Annotated in this window: 21 protein-coding genes and 2 tRNA genes; 14 read left to right on the top strand and 9 right to left on the bottom strand. The window is 68.6% G+C overall.

Annotated features, from left to right (window positions below; translation table 11 throughout):
- The first annotated feature begins 92 nt into the window (after positions 1-92).
- Complete coding sequence (dusB, locus tag N2M23_RS17375) at positions 93-1,298, top strand: tRNA dihydrouridine synthase DusB (RefSeq protein WP_265447224.1); 1,206 nt, start codon at positions 93-95, stop codon at positions 1,296-1,298.
- Between the two features lie 23 nt (positions 1,299-1,321).
- On the opposite strand, the gene N2M23_RS17370 is transcribed toward dusB, so the two are convergent.
- Positions 1,322-2,620: an amino acid permease gene (locus N2M23_RS17370; protein WP_265447222.1), complete on the bottom strand. Its 1,299-nt coding sequence runs from the start codon at positions 2,618-2,620 to the stop codon at positions 1,322-1,324.
- Positions 2,621-2,703: 83 nt separating this feature from the next.
- Here N2M23_RS17370 and pdxR point away from each other — a divergent pair, with 83 nt between their 5' ends.
- The gene (gene pdxR / locus N2M23_RS17365; RefSeq protein WP_265447221.1) at positions 2,704-4,110 is read left to right on the top strand and encodes a MocR-like pyridoxine biosynthesis transcription factor PdxR; all 1,407 of its coding nucleotides are present in this window, start codon (positions 2,704-2,706) and stop codon (positions 4,108-4,110) included.
- 58 nt (positions 4,111-4,168) lie between these two features.
- Here the strand turns inward: pdxR and N2M23_RS17360 are convergent, their stop codons facing one another.
- A complete protein-coding gene (locus tag N2M23_RS17360; protein WP_265447219.1) occupies positions 4,169-4,921 on the bottom strand; it encodes an SDR family oxidoreductase in 753 nt (250 codons plus the stop codon).
- Positions 4,922-5,021: 100 nt separating this feature from the next.
- Here N2M23_RS17360 and N2M23_RS17355 point away from each other — a divergent pair, with 100 nt between their 5' ends.
- Complete coding sequence (locus N2M23_RS17355; RefSeq protein ID WP_265447775.1) at positions 5,022-5,603, top strand: TetR/AcrR family transcriptional regulator; 582 nt, start codon at positions 5,022-5,024, stop codon at positions 5,601-5,603.
- A 127-nt stretch (positions 5,604-5,730) separates the two neighbouring features.
- A complete protein-coding gene (locus N2M23_RS17350; protein ID WP_265447218.1) occupies positions 5,731-7,752 on the top strand; it encodes a PhoX family protein in 2,022 nt (673 codons plus the stop codon).
- Positions 7,753-7,824: 72 nt separating this feature from the next.
- On the opposite strand, the gene N2M23_RS17345 is transcribed toward N2M23_RS17350, so the two are convergent.
- Positions 7,825-8,655, bottom strand: a complete 831-nt coding sequence (locus N2M23_RS17345) for a sulfurtransferase (protein WP_265447216.1) — start codon at positions 8,653-8,655, stop codon at positions 7,825-7,827.
- Positions 8,656-8,807: 152 nt separating this feature from the next.
- Between N2M23_RS17345 and N2M23_RS17340 the strand changes: the two genes are divergently transcribed.
- The 10 genes from N2M23_RS17340 to N2M23_RS17295 all read left to right on the top strand — a co-directional run bounded on the left by N2M23_RS17340 (position 8,808) and on the right by N2M23_RS17295 (position 16,574).
- Entirely contained in the window at positions 8,808-9,569 is a 762-nt protein-coding gene (locus N2M23_RS17340) for a DoxX family protein (RefSeq protein ID WP_265447214.1), read from the top strand.
- A gap of 92 nt (positions 9,570-9,661) precedes the next feature.
- Positions 9,662-9,943 carry a DUF2277 domain-containing protein gene (locus N2M23_RS17335; RefSeq protein ID WP_265447213.1) on the top strand — a complete coding sequence of 94 codons (282 nt, stop codon included), beginning with the start codon at positions 9,662-9,664 and terminating at the stop codon, positions 9,941-9,943.
- Between the two features lie 55 nt (positions 9,944-9,998).
- Complete coding sequence (locus tag N2M23_RS17330) at positions 9,999-10,424, top strand: DUF3806 domain-containing protein (protein WP_265447212.1); 426 nt, start codon at positions 9,999-10,001, stop codon at positions 10,422-10,424.
- Positions 10,421-10,870: a hypothetical protein gene (locus tag N2M23_RS17325; RefSeq protein WP_265447210.1), complete on the top strand. Its 450-nt coding sequence runs from the start codon at positions 10,421-10,423 to the stop codon at positions 10,868-10,870. The genes N2M23_RS17330 and N2M23_RS17325 overlap by 4 nt, the downstream gene beginning before the upstream one ends.
- Positions 10,867-12,102, top strand: a complete 1,236-nt coding sequence (locus N2M23_RS17320) for a deoxyguanosinetriphosphate triphosphohydrolase (protein ID WP_265447209.1) — start codon at positions 10,867-10,869, stop codon at positions 12,100-12,102. Before N2M23_RS17325 ends, N2M23_RS17320 begins: the two co-directional genes overlap by 4 nt.
- On the top strand, positions 12,102-13,145 hold the full coding sequence (locus N2M23_RS17315) for an NAD(P)H-dependent flavin oxidoreductase (protein ID WP_265447208.1): 1,044 nt from the start codon (positions 12,102-12,104) through the stop codon (positions 13,143-13,145). The genes N2M23_RS17320 and N2M23_RS17315 overlap by 1 nt, the downstream gene beginning before the upstream one ends.
- Before the next feature lie 28 nt (positions 13,146-13,173).
- Complete coding sequence (gene dnaG / locus N2M23_RS17310; RefSeq protein WP_265447206.1) at positions 13,174-15,084, top strand: DNA primase; 1,911 nt, start codon at positions 13,174-13,176, stop codon at positions 15,082-15,084.
- Positions 15,085-15,120: 36 nt separating this feature from the next.
- Positions 15,121-15,921, top strand: a complete 801-nt coding sequence (locus N2M23_RS17305) for a class I SAM-dependent methyltransferase (RefSeq protein ID WP_265447204.1) — start codon at positions 15,121-15,123, stop codon at positions 15,919-15,921.
- A complete protein-coding gene (locus tag N2M23_RS17300; RefSeq protein ID WP_265447203.1) occupies positions 15,921-16,433 on the top strand; it encodes a hypothetical protein in 513 nt (170 codons plus the stop codon). Before N2M23_RS17305 ends, N2M23_RS17300 begins: the two co-directional genes overlap by 1 nt.
- A 68-nt stretch (positions 16,434-16,501) precedes the next feature.
- Positions 16,502-16,574: transfer RNA gene (locus N2M23_RS17295), tRNA-Asn, on the top strand.
- A 116-nt stretch (positions 16,575-16,690) separates the two neighbouring features.
- Here N2M23_RS17295 and N2M23_RS17290 read toward each other — a convergent pair.
- From N2M23_RS17290 to N2M23_RS17265, 6 genes are all read right to left on the bottom strand, one after another.
- Positions 16,691-17,866 carry an NAD(P)/FAD-dependent oxidoreductase gene (locus N2M23_RS17290; protein WP_265447202.1) on the bottom strand — a complete coding sequence of 392 codons (1,176 nt, stop codon included), beginning with the start codon at positions 17,864-17,866 and terminating at the stop codon, positions 16,691-16,693.
- Between the two features lie 116 nt (positions 17,867-17,982).
- Complete coding sequence (locus tag N2M23_RS17285) at positions 17,983-18,912, bottom strand: amino acid ABC transporter permease (protein WP_265447201.1); 930 nt, start codon at positions 18,910-18,912, stop codon at positions 17,983-17,985.
- Positions 18,909-19,589, bottom strand: coding sequence for an amino acid ABC transporter permease (locus N2M23_RS17280; RefSeq protein ID WP_265447198.1), 681 nt, complete (start codon positions 19,587-19,589; stop codon positions 18,909-18,911). Before N2M23_RS17280 ends, N2M23_RS17285 begins: the two co-directional genes overlap by 4 nt.
- Before the next feature lie 7 nt (positions 19,590-19,596).
- On the bottom strand, positions 19,597-20,445 hold the full coding sequence (locus N2M23_RS17275) for a glutamate ABC transporter substrate-binding protein (protein ID WP_265447197.1): 849 nt from the start codon (positions 20,443-20,445) through the stop codon (positions 19,597-19,599).
- Positions 20,446-20,509: 64 nt separating this feature from the next.
- Positions 20,510-21,289 (bottom strand): amino acid ABC transporter ATP-binding protein, encoded by a 780-nt coding sequence (locus tag N2M23_RS17270; protein ID WP_265447195.1) that lies wholly within the window; start codon positions 21,287-21,289, stop codon positions 20,510-20,512.
- Between the two features lie 720 nt (positions 21,290-22,009).
- Positions 22,010-22,086, bottom strand: a tRNA-Ile gene (locus N2M23_RS17265).
- Positions 22,087-22,307 lie beyond the last annotated feature (221 nt).

Below are 22,307 nucleotides of genomic sequence, written 5' to 3'. Positions count from 1 at the left end.
TCGGTGACTTCGACTGCGGCGACCGGCTCTGAACCTGCGGACTCGCGCCGATTTTGGCCCGGCGGCGCCCGCCTGGGACCATGGACGACGCCATGACCGAGACCCTTGCCCCGACCCCCGTGCTGCCGCCGCTGCAGATCGGGCGCCACACGATCGAGTCGCCGGTGGTGCTGGCGCCGATGGCGGGCATCACCAACCGGGCCTTCCGCCGCCTCTGCCGCAGGTATGGCGCAGCCGGCTCCGCCGCGGGCGGCGCCTCGGGAGCGACGAGTCTCTACGTGAGCGAGATGATCACCTCGCGCGCGCTGGTCGAGCGCACCCCGCTCACCATGCGGCTGATCGAGCACGACGCCGACGAGCAGCCGCGCTCGATCCAGCTCTACAGCGTCGACCCGGCGACCACCGCGCGTGCGGTGCACATCCTGGCCAGCGAAAACCGTTGTGACCACATCGATCTCAATTTCGGCTGCCCCGTGCCGAAAGTCACCCGCAGGGGCGGGGGAGCGGCGCTGCCGTGGAAGACTGAACTCTTCCGCGGGATCGTGTCCGCGGCGGTGCGCGAGGCCGCGCCATACGACATCCCGGTGACGGTGAAGATGCGCAAGGGCATCGACGACGATCACCTGACCTTCCTCGAGTCGGGCCGCATCGCCGAGGGCGAGGGCGCGGCGGCCGTCGCGCTGCATGCCCGCACCGCGGCGCAGGCCTACTCCGGCACGGCCACGTGGGAGGCGATCGCCCAGCTGAAGCAGACCGTGACGAGCATCCCGGTGCTCGGCAACGGCGACATCTGGTCGGCCGACGACGCCGTGCGGATGGTCCGCGAAACCGGCTGCGACGGCGTGGTTGTCGGTCGCGGTTGCCTCGGGCGTCCGTGGCTGTTCACCGACCTGGCCGCCGCCTTCGCCGGCCGCCCGACCCGGGTGCAGCCGACCCTGCGCGAGGTGACCGACACGCTGCGGCTGCACACCGTCTACCTCGCCGAGTTCTTCGAGGACGAGCGCAAGGCGTGCCGCGATATCCGCAAGCACATCGCCTGGTATCTCAAGGGATTCCGGGTCGGCTCGCACCTGCGTGCCAGCCTCGGCCTGGTGGACTCGCTGGCCGCGCTCGACGACCTCATCGGCACCCTTGAGCTCGACCAGCCGTGGCCCGGTGACGCCGCAGAAGGTCAGCGCGGGCGCGCCGGATCCGAGCGGCACGTCGTGCTGCCCGAGGGGTGGCTCGACTCGCAGGCGCTCGACGACCGTCTCCGCGCCGAGGTCGCGCAGGCCGAGCTGTCGGTCTCCGGCGGCTGATCGCTCGCCGGCTCGTGGAGCGGTCAGCTGCTTCGTGACGCGCCACGAGTCGGGTGACGCTCCGCTTGCGGGTTCACGCACACCGGCCGAGCGGGAGTGAGCCGCCGATAGACGGCTGAGAGCACGGCGATGCCCGCCGCCCACCACAGGTGCGACAAGCCCGTCAGCAGTAGCGCGAACACGGACGCAAAGGCCAGCACTGCGATCCACCATGGCCGTCGCCCGCGGGGCAGCAGGCGTACGGCGGCGCCGGTCGCGACGACATAGACCGTTGTGAAGCATCCGGTCGCGAGCAGCATCGTCGTGGACAGTTTCAGACCGAGGGCGGTGGTCACCACGAGCGAACCCAGGCCCATCACCATCACGACAGCCAGGCTCCGCAACGGGACCTGACCCGGCTCGCCACCCGTTGCGAGCCAGCGTGGCAGGGCTCCGTCGCGGGCCAGAGCGGCGCCGAGGCGGGAGACCCCCGCGTAATAGGCGTTCATCGTGCCGGCTGTCAGCAGCACCGCGACGACCGCCGTGATCGTCTTGGCCGAACCGCCCAGCCCTGCGGTGAGCAGATCCGATAGTGGTGCCTTGCTGCCTGCCGCGGCCGGGCCCAGCACGAGGACGGTCACTGCGGCCAACGCGAGGTACAGGGCACCGACGACCAGGATCGCGATCCCCGTCGCGCGCGGCAGGTCGGTGTGCGGGTGCCGATACTCGCCGGCCAATGGCGCGACCGCCTCCCAACCGGCGAACCCCCACACCAGCAGCGCCGCGGCAGCGCCGACGCCCGTCCACCCATGGGGGATGAACGGATGCAGATTGCTGGTCTGAGCGTGCGGGGCCGCGACCAACACGGCGACGGCGATCAAGGTCGCAAGGACAGCGGTCAGGCACAGCTGGACGTGACCGGACAGTCGAAGGCCGCGAGCGTTCAGCAGACCGATGCCGGCGATGAGAACCACCGCCACCGCGAGTGCCGTGGTCCGGCCACCACCGAAGGCATCTGCGACGTACCAGCCAGCCATCAACCCTGCGGGAGGAGCGGCCATCGGAATCGCGAAGAAGAAGCACCAGCCGATCGCGCCGGCTGCGTATGGTCCGAATGCGCGTTCTACGTAGGTCGACACCCCACCGCGGTCCGGGAAGCGCGCACCCATCGTCGCAAACGTCGTGGCCAACGGAATGCTGAGTGCTATCAACGCGATCCACGCGATCAGCGACGCCGGCCCGGCGAGCTGGACGGCCAGCGCCGGCAGCGTGATGACTCCAGTCCCGAGTACGGCGCCGATGCTGAGTGCGGCCCCTTGGGACACCGACAACGACCGTTCCATGCGGCTACCTTGGTAGGCGGCATTGGTCCACTGGAAGGACCAATTCGTGTCAATTTGATTAGGCCATTGGCTAAGCTCGACACATGGATGTCCTGCTGGATCTACGCGACGGCGGCGATCGCACCGCCCGGCTCTACCGGCATCTACTAGACGGGATAGCGACAGGGCGCCTCCAACCCGGCGAGCGGCTGCCGGCCACGCGATCCTTCGCAGCCGAGCTCGGCGTGTCCCGTGGGACGGTCGCCGCGGCATACGACCGGTTGATCGCCGAGGGCTGGCTGATAGGCCGAGTGGGTGACGGAACATTCGTCAGCGCCGATGTCGCATCGACCGGCCGCCGGCGCGCCCCTGTCGGCGAGGTTCGCCCACGCGCTGAGTGGTCCCGACTTCCCGCGCCCGTCCGGGACCAGCCAGCACGCGGTCTTGATCTCACGGTTGGCGGGCCGGACGTGCGTACCTTTCCGATGGCGGTCTGGCGTCGGCTGGTGTCGGCGACGTTGCGCCCATCGCTCCGGGCGGTCCCCGCCTACGACGGATCCGGACATCCGCAATTGCAGTCTTTGATTGCACAACACCTCGGCACTGCCCGCTCGGTCAGTGCCGAGGGTGCCGACGTGTTGCTTACTGGCGGTGCTCAGCAGGCGCTCGATCTCGTCGGTCGGGTCATGCTCTCGCCGGGTGATGTCGTAGCAGTCGAGGATCCGGCCTACCTGGCCGCCGTGCGGCTGTATGCCTCGCACGGCGCCCGAATCTGTGGCGTCCCCGTCGACGAGGAGGGACTGGTCGTGGATCGGCTGCCGCCGCGGGCACGGCTGGTGTATGTGACGCCGTCGCACCAGTATCCGACCGGTGCAGTGCTGTCCCTGCGGCGTCGGGTCGCCCTACTGGAGTGGGCCGAACAGCACGGCGCGGTCATCGTCGAGGATGACTACGACTCCGAGTTCCGTTACGCATCAAGGCCGTTGGCACCGCTGCAGAGCCTGGATCGATCCGGCCGGGTCATCTACGTCGGATCCTTCTCGAAGACGTTGCTGCCGCTGCTGCGCATCGGCTACCTGATCGCGCCGCAGTCGCTCCAGGAGGCGTTGCGCCAGGCGAAGCTGCTCAGCGATTGGCAGGGCGATGCCGTTACCCAGGGCGCGATGGCGCGATTCATGGCCGAGGGGCTGCTTGCCGCGCACCTGAAGCGTGCGACCAAGGTGTATGCCGGACGCCGGGCCGCGCTCCTCGGCGCGCTCGAGGGGGTGCACGGGCTGCGAGTGCTGCCGTCCGCGGCAGGATTGCACGTTTGCGCGGTGCTCACCGACCAGCGCCGGTCCGATCGGCGGTTGGTGGAGGCGCTCGCCGCACACGACGTCGCGGTGGAACCCCTCTCGCCCCGATTCCTCGAGCAGCGCCCGACGCAGGGCCTCATGCTCGGGATCCGGCACATCGACGAGCAGGAGATTCCATTGGCGATACGTCGAATTGGCGAGGTGATCGGTGTCTGATCGACGCGCTCGCAGCGCTTGGCCAGGCCGAGCTGTCGGTCTCCGGCAACTGACGCCGCTAGAGCATCGAACCGCCGCTGGCGTCGACCCACTGACCGGTCACCCACCGGGCGTCGTCGGACGCCAGGAACGCCACGATGTCGGCGACGTCCTCCGGCTGGGCGATGCGGGCCAAGGGCGACAGGGCCGCCATCTCGGCGCGGCCCTGCTCACTGGACAACCGGGCGGCATTCATGTCGGTGGCGGTTGCGCCCGGCCCGACCGCGTTGACCGTGATCCCGCGCGGGCCGAGCTCCTTGGCGAGCGTCGCTGTCAGCGAGTCGATTGCCGCCTTCGACATCGCGTATGCCGCGAGCTCCGGCACGCGCGCGCCATGCGTGAAGCGCGTTGACACGTTGACGATCCGCCCGCCGTCGCGCAGGCGACTCAACCCGTGCTGTAGCACGAAGAACGGCGCCCGCGTGTTCACCGCGAAGATCTCGTCGTAGATCTGCTCCGTGACTTCCGCGAACGGGATCCGGCCGCCGAGCACGCCGGCGTTGCTGACTATGATGTCGACGCCGTCCGCGTGTTTGTCGTATGCCGACCACAGTCGCTCCGCGTCGCCGTCGACGCCCAGCTCGGCCTGGATCGCCACGGCGGCGCCGCCCGAATCGCATATCTGGGCAACGGTTTGCGCCGCACTGTTTCCGCTGGACCCGTAATGGACGATGACTCGCGCTCCGTCCCGGCCGAGTCGCAGGGCGATGGCGCGGCCGATGCCGCGGCCTGCGCCGGTGACGAGCGCGGTCTTGCCGCTGAGATCCGACATGGTGCTCCTTCGATGATCGCTTATGCGTAGCGAGCGTTACGCAATGGCTCGACCTACCATAAATACGGAACGACCGATATACAATGGGTGGGTGACTGAAATGGCTCGTGGGCGCCCGCGTTCATTCGATCGGGAAGCCGGGCTGGACAAGGCAATGCGGCTCTTCTGGCGGCACGGCTACGAGGCGACGTCCATGCGGGACCTCACGACCGCCCTCGGCATCTCGGCGCCGAGTCTCTATCGCGCGTATGGCGACAAGCGAACGCTCTTCGCGGAGGCCGTCGCGGCCTACGACCGGGTGTACGGCGGCTTCATCGACCGGGCGCTGGCCGAGGAGCCGAGCGCCCGCGACGTTGCCCTCCGGCTGTTCGCCGAAGCGCCGACTCGTTACACGCAGCGCGACCTTCCCTCCGGCTGTCTCGTGGTTTCGGGTGACGCCGGCACTCACGACCCCGAGGTCAGTCGGTTGCTCTCCGGGATGCGCAACGGGAAGGTCGACCGGTTCGCGGCTCGGATCCGCGCGGACGTCAAACAAGGCGAGCTGAGCGACGACGTCGACGCCAGGGCGCTCGCCCGGTTCACGATGGCCACGCTCACCGGGATGGCCGAGGCGGCGCGCGACGGCACCGGTCGGGCCGAGTTGCGCCGGGTCGCTGCGGTCGCCGCTCGCGCGTGGCCGTGATGTCGCGTGGTGGCCACCTGGAGTTCACGCAACGCATGCTCAGGGCTTTTTAAGGTGCCGGGTGTATGTCGCCACCAGGGGGGGACGGCATGCATCTTTCCGTCACCTGCCAGGAAGGCTCCTTGCCATGTCCGCTCGCCCCGACGAAACCTCCTCCGTGCCGGTCGGCAACCGCCGCCAGCTGCGCCTTGCGCCGCACAACGGCTCGCGCGACCCGATGACCTGCCAGTACCGCTGCGCCAACGCCTGCTTCCACCCGGTGCCGAACGAGTCCGACAACGAGTACTTCGGTGACCTGGTCGCCCGCGCCGGCCACAGCCGTCGCACCGTGCTGCGCGCGGTGGGCGTCGGCGCCATTGCCGCCTCGGCCGTCGGAGTGCAGGCCGGCCAGCCTGCTGCGGCGAAGACGAAAACCCCTAAGACGAAACCGAATTCGGCATACGTCTGGGACTTCGAGGCGACCCCACCGGTGCCGTTCGCGACCGACAAGGTCGTCACGCCCGAGGGCTTCACCTGGGAGCCGCTGGTCAAGTGGGGCGACCCGATCGTCAAGGGCGCGCCACGCTTCGACTTCGACAGGCAGACCGCGGCCGCGCAGGAGCAGCAGTTCGGCTACAACTGCGACTACGTCGGCCTGATCCGGACCGGCAAGAACTCCGGCCTGCTCGTGGTCAACAACGAATACACCAACGACGAGCTGATGTTCCGCGGCTACACCTCCGCGTCGGCGCTCACCACCGAGCAGGTCAAGATCGTGATGGCGGCGCACGGCATGTCCGTGGTCGAGGTACGCAAGACCGGCGACACCTGGCGGGCCAAGCTCGGTGCGAAGGTCAACCGCCGCATCACCGCCACCACACCGATCGAGCTCACCGGCCCGGCCGCCGGCAGCAAGCTGACGCGCACCAACGCCGACCCGACCGGCCGCCGCGTGCTCGGCACCTTCGCCAACTGCTCGGGCGGTATGACGCCGTGGGGCACCGTGCTGTCAGGCGAGGAGAACTTCAACGGTTACTTCCGCGCGCCCGAGGCGCCGGCCGACCAGAAGGCGGCATACGACCGCTATGGCGTCACCGGCTCCGAGGGTCGTAACTGGGAGTCGGTCGACCCGCGCTTCGACGCGACGCGGGAACCCAACGAGGTCAACCGTTTCGGCTACGTCGTGGAGGTCGACCCCGCCGACCCGTCCTCGACACCGCGCAAGCACACCGCGCTCGGCCGGGTGAAGCACGAGGGCGCCACCACTCGCTTGTCGGCCGACGGCCGCGCCGTCGTCTACCTCGGCGACGACGAGCGCTTCGACTACCTCTACAAGTTCGTGTCCCGGGACCGCTACAAGCCCGGTGACAAGAAGCACAACCTCACGCTGCTCGAGGCCGGTGACCTCTATGTCGCCAAGTTCGCCGGCGGCTCGGCCACCGACCACGACGGCACCGGCACGTGGGTGCCGCTCACCAAGGACGGCAAGTCGGCCGTCGCGGGCATGTCGGTCGAGGAGGTGCTGGTGCACACCCGTCTCGCGGCCGACCAGGTCGGGGCCACCAAGATGGACCGCCCGGAGGACGTCGAGCCCAGCCCGGTGACCGGCAAGGTCTACATGGTCTGCACCAACAACTCCAAGCGCACCGCGGCCCAGGTGGACGGCCCCAACCCGCGGCCGTCCAACAAGCACGGGCACATCATCGAGATCAGCGAGGCCGCGGGCGACGCGGCCGCGACCACGATGACCTGGCGGCTGGTGCTGATCGCCGGCGACCCGAACGACCCGTCGACCTACTTCGACGGTTACGACCGTGCCGAGGTCAGCCCGATCTCCTGCCCGGACAACGTCGCCTTCGACTCGCGCGGCAACCTCTGGATCTCCACCGACGGCAACGCGCTCGGCAACGCCGACGCGTTCTTCATGATGCCGCTCGAGGGAGCCGAGTTCGGCCACGTGCAGCAGTTCCACACCATGCCGCACGGAGCCGAGGCCGCCGGCCCGCTGATCGTCGACGACACCACCGTGCTGTGCTCGGTGCAGCACCCGGGCGAGGTCAGTGGCGCGACGCCCGCCAGCCCGGCCAGTCAGTTCCCGTATGACGGCACCGGTCAGCCGCGGCCGACCGTCATTCAGGTGTATGCCGACAAGCAGCGCACCCGGAAGTGACCGGATAGCAAGCTGATTCGCGCAAACGGCGCGGCCGGGACGCCCTCCCGGCCGCGCCGTTCGCGCGTGCGCTCACACCTCGACCGGACGCTCCGGGTCGGTGATCCAGTGCGACCAGGACCCGATGTAGACGCTCGTGTGCGGGTGGATGCCGGAGGCGTGCAGGGCGAGTGCGAGGTGGGTGGCCTGCACCCCGGACCCGCAATAGACGCCGACCTCGGTGTCCGGCTTCACCCCGAGCGCGGTGAAGCGCATCGCCAGGTCGTCGGGGGACAGGAAGTGCCCGGTGTCCTCGACGTTGGCCAGGGCCGGTGCCGACACCGCGCCCGGGATGTGGCCGGCGACCGGATCGATGGTCTCGTTCCGGCCCGCGAACCGGTCGGCCGGGCGAGCATCGAGCAGCAGCGCACGATCGGCGAGGTCGGCGGCGTCGTCTGCGTCGAGCAGCGCCGCGCCGGGATCGGTTGCCACGAAGTCGCCCTCGGCAGGCGTCGGCACCTCGGTCGAGACGGGGTGGTCGCCGGCGACCCAGCCGGCATACCCGCCGTCGAGCACCTGCACGTCCTCCTTGCCGAAATACTGCAGCAACCACCAACAGCGGCTGGCGGCAAGGGAATTGCCGTCGTCATACACCACGACGGGCGTGTCGTTGCGCACGCCGGCCGCCCGCATCGCCCGCTCGAACCGCCCGCCGTCCGGCATCGGGTGCCGGCCTCCGGCACCCGGCTCGCCGGACAGCACCTGCTCGAATTCGACCCACACCGCGCCCGGCAGATGCCCTTCGTCGTATGACGGGCGCCGCGACGGCTGACCCAGCTGCCACCGGGTGTCGAGCACCGTGACCTCAGGCAGCACGTCGGCCAGGACGGCGGCGCTGATCAGGGGATGCGTGGGGCGCGTCATACCGACAAAGTGTGGTCGGCGGCCACTGCGGACGCAACGGAACCGGTGCGTAACCACCCCGAAGGGGGAGACATTGCCGCGGTATGGATGAGTAGGCTCGTCGCCGACAGGGTCCGTCCCCTCGGACCACGAACCACCACCGGAGGCTTTCAGTGCTCGTCCGTCGACTCGCCCGCCCGATGCTCGCATCCATCTTCATCACCGGCGGGTACAACACGGTGCGCAACCCCGAGCGTGTCGCACACCTGACCGAACCCGTCGTGGGCCAGCTGCGCGCGTCGGTGCCCGGCGCGGAGAAGGTCGTGCCCAGCGACGCTGTGCTCGCGACCCGCATCAACGGTGGCGTCCAGGTCGCGGCCGGTTCGCTGCTCGCGATCGGTAAGTTCCCGCGGGTCTCGGCGCTGGCGCTGGCCGGCAGCATCGTCCCGACCACGATCGCCGGCCACGCGTTCTGGGCCATGGATGACCCGGCGGAGAAGGCGCAGCACCGAGTGCAGTTCTTCAAGAACCTCAGCATTCTCGGCGGCCTGCTCATCGCTGCCGTCGACACCGAGGGCAAGCCGAGCGTCGCGTGGCGCAGCAAGCAGGCCGCGCACCAGGCCGCCGACGCCGTGTCGTCCGCCCTGCCCAGCTCCGGCGAGAGCAGCCAGGCGGCCAACTCGTTCAAGAGCACGTTCAGCTCGGTCGTCGGGGCGGCCAAGGAGCAGGGTGCGCACCTGTCCGAGGTGGCCAAGGAGCGCGGCCCGGAGCTGGCCGAGGCGGCGAGGGAGCGCGGTGCCACCCTCGCGGAGGCGGCCCGTGAGCACGGCCCGGTCGTCGCCGACGCGCTGCGGGAGCAGGGCGGAGACCTGAGCCGCAGGGCGCAGAAGCGCGCCGCCAAGGCGGCCCGCCAGGCGCAGGCGCAGTTCGCCTGATCGACGCAGCACACCCGCAACATCGCCCGAAGCGCCGAGGAACCGGGTGTTTCTCGGCGCTTCGGCGTTGCACATCGGGTTCAATGGGGCACATGTGCCGCAATATCCGTCCGCTGAACAATTTTGCGCCGCCGGCCACCGACGACGAGGTCCGTGCCGCCGCGATCCAGTACGTCCGCAAGATCGGCGGCAGCAGCAAACCGTCACAGGTCAACCAGGAGGCCTTTGAGCGCGCGGTCGAGGCGATCACCGCCGCCAGCCGGGACTTCATCGACTCGTTGGTGACGACGGCGCCGCCGAAGAACCGCGAGGAAGAGGCCGCCAAGGCGCGTGCCCGCTCCCAGGCCCGCTACGCGTCCTCCGCTTCAGCATGATCACCCCACAAAGTTCTCCGCTCGTGCCTCGCTCCGATACTTTGCGGGGGCCCCGATGAGCACCGCGGGCGAGGTCACCGTCCAGCCGCTCGATCGGGCCGCTCAGCGGGCACTCACCGGATGGCTCGGCGACGCGCGCGCGGCCGGCATCGACATCGACGACCCGGCATCGATCAGCAAGGCGTTCGACGACTACGTGGACCAGGTGCTGCTCACCCCGGCGGACGAGCGGGTCGACCCGACGCAGACGCTCACCATGATCGGTATGGCGATGGGCGAGCACCTGCAGCGCAATTCGTCGCTGCAGTGGCGCATCGTGAGCGACCCGAAGGGCACCGACCTGGCGTTGGCCTCGGCCGACGACATGGGGGTCCTCTACCCGATCGACCCGGTCGCCGAGGCCTGGAACGCCCGTGAGCGCTCCTGGTTGCCCGGCTTCGTGACGGAGGTCCTCGGCCAGCTGCGCACCGCCGAGGCGTGAGCGGCGTCCTCACCCGTGCACAACGGGTGAAGTGCATCGGCAACTGGCTGAACGGCTCGACGCTGCTCGGTCTCGCGGTCGCGCGCATCGGGGGCGCCCGGGTGGTGGCCGGTCCCCGTGGGTTGCGGCTCGCGTCCGGTTACCGGCTCGGCTTCCCGGTGGCCGGCGCATTCACGGTCGGCAACGTCGTGGTCACCAGCGGCGATTGGCAACAGCTGCAACGGGATCGGCCGTCGCTGCTGGAGCATGAGGAGCAGCACAGCTGGCAGTACCTGGTCTGCGGCGGCCTGCCCTTCCTCCCGCTGTATGTCGCAGCCCTCGCCTGGTCGTGGCTGCGCACCGGCGACTACTCCTCCCGCAACGTCTTCGAGCGCAACGCCGGTTTGGCGCTCGGCGGCTACCGGGAGGCGCCGGTGCGATCCTTCCGGAAAGCGTTGCGGGCGTGAGCTATTCGGCATACGACCGGCAGCGGTTCGTCCGTGAGGACCCGGCTCACAAGCGCCTGGATCGTGACGATTTCGCGCGCGACCGCGCTCGCGTGCTGCACTCGGCGGCGCTGCGCCGGCTCGCGTCGAAAACCCAGGTTTTGCAACCCCATTCGGACGACTTCATCCGCAACCGGCTCACTCATTCGTTGGAGGTCGCACAGATCGGGCGGGAGTTCGGCGAAGGCCTCGGTTGCAATGCCGACGTCGTCGACATGGCGTGCCTCGCGCATGACCTCGGCCATCCGCCGTTCGGGCACAACGGCGAGTCCGCGCTGAGCGAGGTCAGCGGACACATCGGCGGCTTCGAGGGCAATGCCCAGACCTTCCGCATCCTGACCCGGCTGGAAGCAAAACGGTCCCGCTCGAACGGCTCGTCCGTCGGCCTCAACCTGACCCGGGCATCGCTCGACGCGGTCAGCAAATATCCCTGGCAGCGGGGCGAAAACCGCTCTCATCCGGCGAAGTTCGGCTGCTATGCCGATGACGCGGAGATCTTCGACTGGATGCGATCGACCGCCCCGACCGACCGCTACCAGCGCAGATGCGTGGAAGCACAGGTGATGGACTGGGCAGACGACGTCGCCTACTCGGTGCACGACGTCGAGGACGGCATCACCGCCGGACTCATCGACGTGCGTGCGCTGCGATCATCCACCGAGATCGAGGAGCTCGCCGGCCTGGCCCGGCGCCTCTACGCACCGGGTCTGGAAACCGCAATGCTGGCAGCATCATTCGAGCGGCTGGTCGCGTCGGGCGTCATACCCGGGCGGCACCACGCAGGGCGGCACGGCGTTGCCGCGCTCAAGGACATGACCAGCCGGTTGATCGGCCGGTTCGTCGGCACTGCCGAGACCGCCACCCGCGACAAGTTCGGGGACGGGCCGCTCATCCGCTACGCAGCCGACGTCGTCATACCGCCCGAGATCCTCGCCGAATGCGTCATGCTCAAGGCGGTCGCGGCGCGCTACGTGATGCTCACCGACGCGCGCCGGATGCTCTTGGAAGAGCAGCGTCAGATCATTCACACCCTCGTGACGGCATACCGGGACCGACCCGACAGACTGGATCCCATGCTGGCCGAGGACCACGACAAGGCTCCTGACGATGCCGCCCGGCTGCGGGTGGTGCTCGATCAGGTCGCGTCGCTCACCGATCACCGCGCCCGCTCGCTCGCGGGGGAGTGGAGCTGATGGCGGCCGACTGGGCCGCGAGCACGCTACCGGTGGTCGGCGCCCCGATGGCCGGTCCCGGCACACCGGAACTGGCGGCTGCGATCAGCAACGCCGGAGGGTTCGGCATGCTGCCGGCCGGTTACCAGCCGGTCGACAAGCTCGCTGCCGCGATTGACCGGACGCGGTCACTGACCGAGCGCGGCTTCGGGGTCAACGTCTTCGTGCCCAGCCCGCAGGACGAAGCGCGCGACGCCGGTGCGGTGCAGCGGTACGCCGACCAGCTCGCGCCGATCGCACAATCGCTCGACGCACCGATCCCGGCACCCCGATGGGACGACACCGACAGCTTCGACGCCAAGATCGACCTGCTCGAGGAGCAGCGAATCCCGTTGGTGTCCTTCGTCTTTGGGCTGCCGCCGGTCGAGGCGGTGCAGCGGCTGCACGCGGTCGGCACGCAGGTGATGGCCACCGTCACCGACGCGGACGAGGCATTGGCGGCCGTGCGCGGCCACGCTGACCTGCTGTGCGTCCAGGGCGCACAGGCCGGCGGACACCGCGGCACGCACAGCGTGCAGGCGATCCCCAACGACCGCAGCTGGCAGCAGTTGCTCGGTGAGGTGCGCAGTGTGACCGCGGCACCGCTCGTGGTCGCCGGCGGCATCACGACTGCCTCCGAGGTACGGCTCGCGCTGGAGCTCGGCGCGGTCGCGGTGCAGTGCGGCACGGCGTTCCTGCTCACCGACGAGGCCGGCACCAGTGCGGCATACCGGGCCGGTTTGACCGACGACACGCTCGACGAGCTGGTGGTGACGCGTGCCTTCAGCGGCCGCCCGGCGCGCGGCCTCCGCAATGACTTCGTCGACCGGTTCGACGCGGCTGCGCCGTCGGTCTTCCCGATCGTGGACCAGCTCACCAAACCGATGCGTGCGGCGGCCACCAGAGGCCAGGACCACCAGCTGATCAACCTCTGGGCCGGCACCGGATGGCGGCAGGCCCGCAGCGGTCCGGCGGCCGACATCGTCGCCGAACTCGCAGCTGGGCTGGCGCCCGCCGACGGCTGATCCGGCGGCCACCTAGAATCAGGGACCTATGGCGGGTCGCATCAAGTCCGACGACGTCGAACTCGTCAAGGAGCGCAGTTCGATCGAGGATGTCGTGCGCGAGCACGTCACCCTGCGCCGGTCCGGCAACAACCTGGTGGGCCTGTGCCCGTTCCACGACGAGAAGACCCCGTCGTTCTCGGTCAACCCGACCCAGGGCTTCTACCACTGCTTCGGCTGCGGCAAGGGCGGCGACGTCATCTCGTTCGTGATGGAGGTCGACCACCTCACCTTCGCCGAAGCCGTCGAGCGACTCGCCGGCAAGGCCGGCGTCGAGCTCCACTACGAGGACGGCGAGCGGCCGCGCGAGGAAACCATCGGCCGGCGCACCCGGCTGATCGAGGCACACCGGGTTGCCGAGGAGTTCTACCGTGAGTTGCTGCCGGCGATGCCGGAGGCGCGGACCGCCCGCGACTACCTGCGCGGCCGGGACTTCGACGGCAAGGTCGCCGAGAAGTTTGGGCTCGGCTATGCGCCAACCGACGGACATGCGCTGGCGAATCACTTGCGCAGCAAGGGTTTTCAACGTGAGGAGCTGCTGACTGCCGGGCTGATCAACCGCGGCGGGTATGACGTCTTCCAGGGCCGCCTGCTGTGGCCGATCCGGGACATCACCGGTGACACGGTCGGCTTCGGCGCCCGCCGCATCTTCGACGGTGACCCGCGACCGGCGAAATACCTCAACACCGGTGAGACCCCGATCTACAAGAAGCAGAAGGTGCTCTACGGGCTCGACCTGGCCAAGAAGGCGATCGCCGACGACCGGCGGGCCGTCGTGGTCGAGGGCTACACCGATGTGATGGCCGCCCATCTGTCGGGCGTCACCCAGGCTGTCGCCACCTGCGGCACCGCGTTCGGCGTCGAGCACATCAAGCTGCTGCGGCGGTTGCTGCGCGACGAGACGACCGGCGAGCAGGCCAGGGTGATCTTTACCTTCGACGGCGACGCCGCCGGTCAGAAGGCGGCGCTCAAGGCGTATGACGAGGACCAGCGCTGGGCAGCGCAGTCCTATGTCGCGGTGGCCGCCGATGGGCAGGATCCCTGCGAGTTGCGCATCTCCGGGGGCGCCGAGGCGGTGCGCGGGCTGGTGGAGCAGGCCACCCCGATGTTCGAGTTCGTGGTCGACACCACGCTCGCCCGGTTCGACCTCGACGCCGTCACCGGCCGCGTCGCGGCGATCAAGGCGCTGGCACCGATCGTCGCCGACATCCGCGACGCGAACACCCGCAATGCGCAAACCCGTGAGGTGTCGTTGCGGATCGGCATCGGCATCGACGAATTCGCCGAGGCGGTCCGGCGCGCGCCGCGCGGCGGGATTGCGAGCGCCCGCAAGGCACGCGAAGCGGCCGGCCCGCGTCGCGGGGCCGAACCGGACGTCGCGGGGGAGCAGGCCGGCGCGGGCGCCACGTCATACGAGGCGATGCTGCCGGATCTGCGTGACCCGATCGTGCGGGGCGAGCACATGCTGCTGCAATGCCTGGTGCAGTTCCCGACGTCGGTGCCGCCGCAGCAACTCGCGCTGGTCAAGCCGAGCGACTTCACCGCACCGGCGCACCGGGCGATCTTCGAGGGCGTCGTCGCGGTCGGGCCGGACCCGGCCAAGTCGCAGGCCGCCTGGCTGTCCGCGGTGACCGATCAGCTGCCGGAAGTGGTGCGCCCGCTCATCCACGGGCTCGCGGTCGAGCCGCTCCCGACCAAGCTGGACGGGCAGGGCCGCCCCGACTGGCACTACGTGCGGTCGCTCGTCGTCCGGGTGCGGGAGGTGGCGCTGCGCCGGCAGATCGCCGAGACGATGAGTGCGCTGCGCCGCAGCGACGACGCCGAGCGGACGCGGGCCATCTCCGGCGAACTCACCGCCCAGCAGCGCGCGTTGGCCGACCTGCTCGCCGGGCTGGAATGAGACAATCGCCGCACTGACCACCATCGGGGAGTGATCATGGCACTGGACAGCGTCGACCCGCCGGAGTTCTTCGATGCCCGCCGACGATCGTTCGGGCCGGCTGCCCAGACGTATGACGATGTTCGTCCCGACTGGCCCGCAGCGGTGATGCAGTGGCTCACCGACGACCGCGTCGTGCCCGGCCGGGTGCTGGACCTGGGCTGCGGCACCGGCAAGGGCACCCGCACCCTGTTGGCCGACGGGCACGAGGTGGTGGCGGTCGATCCATCACTGGGAATGTTGCAGGTGCTGCGGTCGTGGCGCGACGCGCAGCCGGTGCCCGCGCAGGCGCGGCTGTCGATCCGGGAGGGCCGCGCCGAGGCGCTGCCACTCACCGACGACCACGTGGATGCCGCGGTGTGTCTGCAGGCGTGGCACTGGGTGGACGCCGTGCAGGCAGCAGCGGAGATCTCTCGCGTGCTGAGACCGGGGGGCACCTTCGGCCTGGCCTGGATGGTGTGGCTTGGCGACGACCGCTGGCGTGACGAGTTGGCCGAGATGATCGGCGACCCGGGGCTGGCGGATGCGGCGCGCCAGATCGTCGCCGGCGAGTACCCGTTCGAGCTGGAGGTGGAGGCGTTCGACAGCTTCGAGTTTGCGCAGTTCCCGCAGCACCTGCGGCAGAGCGTCGACGACTTCGTGCTGCACGTGTCCTCGTGGTCGGCCGTCGCGGTCGCGGCGGACCGTGACGAAATCCTGGCGCGGGTGCGCGAGCTCGCGCTGCGGGTGAGCGACGGCGACGACATGGTGACCTTCGATCACGTCGCGCTCTGCGGGCGCGCGACAATGGCGGTCTGATGCCGCTGTTTCGATCTCGCCCCCAAGTCCCCGACGACGTGCTCGCCCGGCTCGCACTCCCCCGCGGGGAGAAGGTGCTCGCCGCGGCGGTCGACGCGAACACCGGTGCCCGCGTGGTGGGTACGACGTTCCACCTGGCCGTCGTCGCCGCCGACGCGGTCGCCTTGCGCAAACCGTGGCACCTGGTAGACGCCGGCCAATGGGAGCCGCAGACCTGGACCCTCACGGTGACCTGGGTCGACGGTGCCCGGCCGGGCCAGTGGACCTTCGAGCCGCAGGACACCCGGCTGCCGGAGACGGTGCACGAACGGGTGCAGTCGACCGTCGTGCTCTCCGAACCGTTGCCGCTCACCGGTCGTCGGCGCGGCCGGGTGGTGATCCGCCGCGACCTGCAGACCGGCGAGTTGCTGACCCAGACGGTGCTCGGTCGCGGGGTGCGCGGCGACGATCCGGAGGTCGCGGCCGCCGTGGCGCGCGTCTCGTCATACCTGCAGGAACAGGTGGGTCTCTAACGGCGGCAGCCGATTCGGCGTGCGGGCACCTGGTTTGCTAAAGTTTCCGATGCGCTCAAGCGGCGCGATCCCCTGTAGCTCAATTGGCAGAGCATTCGGCTGTTAACCGGAGGGTTCTTGGTTCGAGTCCAAGTGGGGGAGCCGAGAAGGGCCCTGTGACCAGGCATATTGAGCCAGGTCGGGGCCCTTTTTAATGTCCACTCGCGCGAGCGATCCGATGTAGTGGGTGGCACAGTTGGCGCTGGCCACGACCGGCGTCAGGCCGGTTCGTGGTCGCTGGCATAGATGTCCCGATAAAGCCGCAGTGCGCGGTCCCGCAGGCCGCTGTTATCGAGCCCGTCGAAGCGGCTGACACGAAGTTCGGCTGGCAGGGCTTCATCGGCGACGAACGCGTCGACCAGGCGCTGGGCCGCACCGGCGGCATGCGTGACCCACAGTGCCTGTGCGACCCAGACGTTCTCCAGTCCCGGGTGCCGGCCCAGGAACGGCAGGTTGTCTGGGGTCATCGCGAAAACACCGTTGACCCGGTGTTCGGGGATGAACCGTGCTTCCGGACACAGCAAGTGCCCTGCAGTTGCGATAACAGGGTCGAGGTCCGGCGACCAGGCCAGTCCCGCCCCGTCACGCAGGTGCTGTTGCGTCACGCTGACGGGCCGGTGGTCGTAGCTGCCGATCCCGAGGCGATCGTTGTGGACGCGGGCGTAAACGTGGTGCTCCGGCCAGCGCACGAATGGACCCGCCCGCCAGTGCGCCCGTGGCTTGTCGTAAACGTAGGGGTGGGCGACCGGGAAGAGCGGCAGTCTGAGACCGGTGCGGTCCGCGAGAGCCGGTCCCCAGACGCCGACAGCAAGGACGACGGCATCGGTCGGCACCCTCTCACCCGATGCCGTGTGCACGACGACACGGCCGCGCTCGTTGTCTATGTCGGTGACGCGTCGGTCCGCACAGAACCGGGCGCCTCGCTCGGTTGCACGCTGCCGCAACGCCCGCACGACTGGGACGACGTCGGCGGATCCGTCAGCGGGAAAGTCTCCCAATGCGACGATCTGGCTCGGATCGACGAAGCTCGTCACGCTGTCCGGGAGCCACGCTGCAGAGCGCATCCGGGCTGGAAGACCAGCTGCACGGGCAGCCTCAACCCGCGCCTCAATCACGGCTGCCGCATCCGTCGAGGTCGCGATCTCCAGGCCCCCGGAGCGGCGGAAACTGGTCCCTACCGAGTCATACGTGGACGCCGAGGCCTTCGCGAGTTCAGTGAGGACGGGTGCGTCGTTGTAGAGACCGACGAATCCGGGTGCAAAGGTGGTAGATCCCGCGGGCGCGTCGGGAGCCTGGTCGAGCACGGTGACTTGGATGTCACGTTCGCGGCTGAGTGCATCGGCCAGGCAGACCCCGACGATGCCTGCCCCGATTACGACGACTTCTCGTGTCACGTTGCCTCCTCGGGCTGCTCATCAGCGATCCTACGGACCTATTACCGGCCCAATACCCACACACCAAACCCCCTGAGCTGTGACGGTGCTCAGGGGGTTTCGCGGCGGCGGGTCGGCTACTGGCCGGCCGGGCCTCCGGCGACCGGCGCGACCGTGCTCGGCCCACCCAGGTTGGTGTCCGCGTCGGCCGGGCCGCCTGCGGTGCGGCCACGCTGCTGCAACCGGTGCTCGACCCACTCGGCGAACTTGCTGATCGCGTAGTTGATCGCGATGTAGATCGCCGCGATCACCACGAGCATCGCGAAGATGTTGCCGTTGTTCGCGGTTGCCGGCTTGCTGGTGTAGAGCAGTTCGCCATACAGCACGTTGTAGCCGAGCGCGGTGTCCTTGACGACCACGATCAGTTGGCTGATCAGCGACGGCAACATCGCGGTGATTGCTTGCGGCAGCAGGATCAGGCGCACGGTCTGTCCGGCGCTCAGACCGACCGCGAGGCCGGCCTCCCGCTGGCCGTTCGGCAACTGGCCGACACCCGCCCGGATGACCTCGCAGATCACCGCCGAGTTGTAGAACACCAATCCGCCGACGGTCGCGATCAGTGGACCGTTGCCGCTGCCCATGCCGTTGGCGGACAGCACACCGAAGATGAACAGCATCATCAGCAGCACCGGTATGGCGCGGGTCACCTCGACCCAGGCGCCGACCAGCCACTTGATCGCAAGCACCGGGTAGTGCGCACCCGACGACCGTGGGGGGAGCTCGATCAGCCGCAGGATCGCGAGGATGCCGCCGAACACTGCACTGATCACCACGGCGAGTGCCGCTGCGATCAGTGTGCCGCGCAGGCCGGGCAGGATGTAGTTCTGCCAGAGCGAGGCCGTGGTGAACGGCTTCCACTTGTAGGAGTCGAACTGCCCCTTGTCGGCGAGTTTCCAGATCGCCAAGCCGAGCACGGCCGCGACGATGAGGCACCCGATGACGCCGAGGATCAGGTTGCGCCGACGGGCCTTCGGGCCGGGGGCATCGAAAAGAACCGAGGCGCTCATCGCTTCACCGCCACTCTCTGGCCGATCCAGCCGACGGCAAGTCCCATCGGCAAGGTGAGGATCACGAAGAACACACCAACGACCAGGAACGCCAGGTTCAGCGACCCGGGATCGCGCTCGGTGACGGTCTTCAGCACTGCCGAGAGCTCGGCGACACCGATGGTCACCGCAACCGTGGTGTTCTTGGTCAACGCGATCAGCGTGTTGCCGAGCGGAACGACGGCTCCGCGAAACGCCTGCGGCAGGACCACTTCGCGCATGCTTTGTCCGAAGGTGAGCCCGATGGATCGCGCCGCCTCGGCCTGGCCGAGCGGGATCGTGTTCACCCCGGAGCGGATCGCCTCACACACATAGGTCGCGTGGTAGACGGTCAGCCCGACAATCGCCAGCCGAAAAGCGTTGACCGCGGCGAAGTCTTGCGCGTTGGAGTCGGCGAGCGCGACGCCCAGCTGGATGTAGAGCACGAAGCTGCAGGACAGGATGATCAGCGTCAACGGGGTGTTGCGGAAGATGTTGACGTATGACGTGCCGAAGAACCGCAGGATGCCGACCGGCGACAGCCGGAAGATCGCCACGATGGTGCCGAGCACCAGCGACCCGATCGCGCTGAACACGGTCAGCTTGATCGTGGTCCACAGCGCCGACCAGATGTCGTAGTCGGAAAACAGCGAGGACACTGGCGGCTCAGGCCTGGCAGCTCGGGGACTTCGGCGGGTTCAGCTTCTCGTTGTACTTGTAGTCGGTGCCGAGGTTGTTCTCGAGCGCTTTCTTCCACGAGCCGTCGTCGACGATCTTCTTGATCGCGTCCGCGACCTTCTGGCAGTCGCCGTCGCCCTTCTTCATGCCGACGCCGTAGTTCTCCTCGCTGAAGGTGCCGCCGACCAGCTTGAACTTGCCCTTGTACTGCTGCTGGTTGGCGTAGCCGGCGAGGATGGTGTCGTCGGTGGTCATCGCGTCAATGGCACCGGTGGAGAGGGCCTCGGCGCAGGCGGAGTAGGTGTCGTACTTTTGCGGCACCAGGTTGGGCTGCTTCTCCTTGAGGTTGTCCACCGAGGTCGAACCGGTGACCGAGCAGACCTTCTTGCCGGCCAGCCCGGCGACGTCCTTGATGTCGGAGTTGCTCTGCACCAGCACCGACTGCCCCGCGACGAAGTAGGGGCCGGCGAAGCTGACCACCTTGAGCCGCTTGGGGGTGATCGAGTAGGTCGCGAGGATCATCTTCACCGTGCCGGCCTGAAGCATCTTCTCGCGCTGCGGGGATGGTGACTCGACGAAGTCGATCTTGCTGTAGCCGAGCTGCGATGCGACGCAGCGGGCGATGTCGACGTCGAAGCCCTTGAAGTCGCTGCCGTCCTTCAGGCCCATGCCGGGCTGGTCGTACTTGATGCCGATCTTGACCGAGCCGCCCGAGCTGGGCAGTTTGCAGACGGCGTCCGACGCACCGGATCCGCCACCCGAGCTACCGCCGCATGCGGAGAGCCCGAGGCCGAGCGCGGCTGCAGCGGTCGCGGCGGTGATCGCGCGGAACTTCATGGTTTCCTCCAGTGCTTCATGCGACGAATCGCGTTGCGGTGATTGAGTTTTCCGGTGGTGACGGTCAGTGAGTCAGGATCTTCGAGAGGAAGTCCTTGGCGCGTTCGGACTCGGGGTTGGTGAAGAAGTCCTCAGGCTTCTTCTGCTCCAGGATCTGTCCGTCGGCCATGAAGACGACTCGGTCGGCGGCGCGGCGGGCGAAGCCCATCTCGTGGGTGACGACGATCATCGTCATACCGTCCTTGGCGAGGCCCGCCATGACGTCGAGCACCTCGTTGATCATCTCCGGGTCGAGCGCCGACGTGGGCTCGTCGAACAGCATCACCTTGGGGTTCATCGCGAGCGAGCGGGCGATCGCGACGCGCTGCTGCTGACCACCGGAGAGCTGGGCGGGGTACTTCTGCGCCTGCTGCTCGACGCCGACCCGCTTGAGCAGCTCCATCGCGCGGGACTCCGCGTCGGCCTTGTTCATCTTGCGGACCTTGGTCGGGCCGAGCGTGACGTTCTGCAGGATCGTCTTGTGCGCGAAGAGGTTGAACGACTGGAAGACCATGCCGACGTCCGAGCGCAGCCGCGCCAGCTCGGCACCCTCCTCGGGCAGGGGCTGTCCGTCGATGGTGATCGAGCCCGACTCGAAGGTCTCCAACCGGTTGATCGTGCGACACAGGGTCGACTTACCCGAACCGGACGGTCCGAGGACCACCACGACCTCACCCTTGGCGACGCTGAGGTTGATGTCCCGCAGCACGTGCAGGTCGCCGAAGTGTTTGTTGACGTCGGTGAGTACGACGAGAGGTTCGCCGGGAGACGCCTGCGTCTCCGGCGCCGGTGCTGCCTGGGTCATGGCATCGAACACTACTGGTGGCGCACAGTGATTTTTGAGGTTTCCGTTGTAATGACGCGCTTTGTTGCCGGACCGTTGCCTGGCTTCGCGCCACCCGCGCGGTGTCGCGCCGCGCGCGCCCGCTCATCTCGTAAGCACGCGTGACGTCAGACGCACGGTCGCTTACGGGATCGGTGGGGTGCTGGTCTCGTAAGCGGGGGTGACGTTGGGCGCACGGTTGCTTACGGGATCCGGGGCGGGGTGCTGCTGGTCTCGTAAGCGGGGGTGACGTTGGGCGCACGGTTGCTTACGGGATCGGGGGTGCTGCTGGTCTCGTAAGTTGGGCGCACGGTTGCTTACGGGATCCGGGGCGGGGTGCTGCTGGTCTCGTAAGCGGGGGTGACGTTGGGCGCACGGTTGCTTACGGGATCGGGGGTGCTGCTGGTCTCGTAAGTTGGGCGCACGGTTGCTTACGGGATCCGGGGCGGGGTGCTGCTGGTCTCGTAAGCGGGGGTGACGTTGGGCGCACGGTTGCTTACGGGATCGGGGGTGCTGCTGGTCTCGTAAGCGGGGGTGACGTTGGGCGCACGGTCGCTTACGGGATGCGGGGGTCTGGTCTCGTAAGCGGGAGTGATGTCAGGCGCACGGTTGCTTACGGGATCGGGGAGCGCCGAGACGTCAGACCGACCCGACAGACGGCTCTGGCCCGCAGCGATAACACTCTTCATCCCTGCACCAACGTGGTAGGGCGGCTGGGGCTTGAACCCAGGACCGACGGATTATGAGTCCGCTGCTCTAACCGGCTGAGCTACCGCCCCTCGACCGAAATCCGCCGCTGACCTGCGCATTTGCAGTTAGCCACGGTGATCGGCGGTGACCATTGTGACACCAGCACCGACCACACACCGACCACGGTCGTTCGCGCGTCCTCCACACCAAAAACCCCCGGCTGTCATCCGGGGGCCTCTGGAGGAACACCGATGTCAGAGTCATCAGCACTCCCTACGCGCACTACTACGGTAGCGCCGATTCCTCGCGA

Source organism: Flexivirga meconopsidis (genome assembly GCF_026162425.1).
Classification (GTDB): Bacteria; Actinomycetota; Actinomycetes; order Actinomycetales; family Dermatophilaceae; genus Flexivirga; species Flexivirga meconopsidis.
This window is presented reverse-complemented; position numbering and strand designations above follow the sequence as displayed.

What these genes read in the sequence shown, in the direction of transcription:
- N2M23_RS17330 (WP_265447212.1), top strand. Translation starts at nt 9,999, where the DNA reads ATGAGCACCGCGGGCGAGGTCACCGTCCAGCCGCTCGATCGGGCCGCT.
- N2M23_RS17360 (WP_265447219.1), bottom strand. Translation starts at nt 4,921, where the DNA reads ATGTCGGATCTCAGCGGCAAGACCGCGCTCGTCACCGGCGCAGGCCGC.
- N2M23_RS17315 (WP_265447208.1), top strand. Translation starts at nt 12,102, where the DNA reads ATGGCGGCCGACTGGGCCGCGAGCACGCTACCGGTGGTCGGCGCCCCG.
- pdxR (WP_265447221.1), top strand. Translation starts at nt 2,704, where the DNA reads ATGGATGTCCTGCTGGATCTACGCGACGGCGGCGATCGCACCGCCCGG.
- N2M23_RS17350 (WP_265447218.1), top strand. Translation starts at nt 5,731, where the DNA reads ATGTCCGCTCGCCCCGACGAAACCTCCTCCGTGCCGGTCGGCAACCGC.
- N2M23_RS17370 (WP_265447222.1), bottom strand. Translation starts at nt 2,620, where the DNA reads ATGGAACGGTCGTTGTCGGTGTCCCAAGGGGCCGCACTCAGCATCGGC.
- N2M23_RS17270 (WP_265447195.1), bottom strand. Translation starts at nt 21,289, where the DNA reads ATGACCCAGGCAGCACCGGCGCCGGAGACGCAGGCGTCTCCCGGCGAA.
- dusB (WP_265447224.1), top strand. Translation starts at nt 93, where the DNA reads ATGACCGAGACCCTTGCCCCGACCCCCGTGCTGCCGCCGCTGCAGATC.
- N2M23_RS17355 (WP_265447775.1), top strand. Translation starts at nt 5,022, where the DNA reads ATGGCTCGTGGGCGCCCGCGTTCATTCGATCGGGAAGCCGGGCTGGAC.
- N2M23_RS17300 (WP_265447203.1), top strand. Translation starts at nt 15,921, where the DNA reads ATGCCGCTGTTTCGATCTCGCCCCCAAGTCCCCGACGACGTGCTCGCC.
- N2M23_RS17285 (WP_265447201.1), bottom strand. Translation starts at nt 18,912, where the DNA reads ATGAGCGCCTCGGTTCTTTTCGATGCCCCCGGCCCGAAGGCCCGTCGG.
- dnaG (WP_265447206.1), top strand. Translation starts at nt 13,174, where the DNA reads ATGGCGGGTCGCATCAAGTCCGACGACGTCGAACTCGTCAAGGAGCGC.
- N2M23_RS17345 (WP_265447216.1), bottom strand. Translation starts at nt 8,655, where the DNA reads ATGACGCGCCCCACGCATCCCCTGATCAGCGCCGCCGTCCTGGCCGAC.
- N2M23_RS17275 (WP_265447197.1), bottom strand. Translation starts at nt 20,445, where the DNA reads ATGAAGTTCCGCGCGATCACCGCCGCGACCGCTGCAGCCGCGCTCGGC.
- N2M23_RS17305 (WP_265447204.1), top strand. Translation starts at nt 15,121, where the DNA reads ATGGCACTGGACAGCGTCGACCCGCCGGAGTTCTTCGATGCCCGCCGA.
- N2M23_RS17335 (WP_265447213.1), top strand. Translation starts at nt 9,662, where the DNA reads ATGTGCCGCAATATCCGTCCGCTGAACAATTTTGCGCCGCCGGCCACC.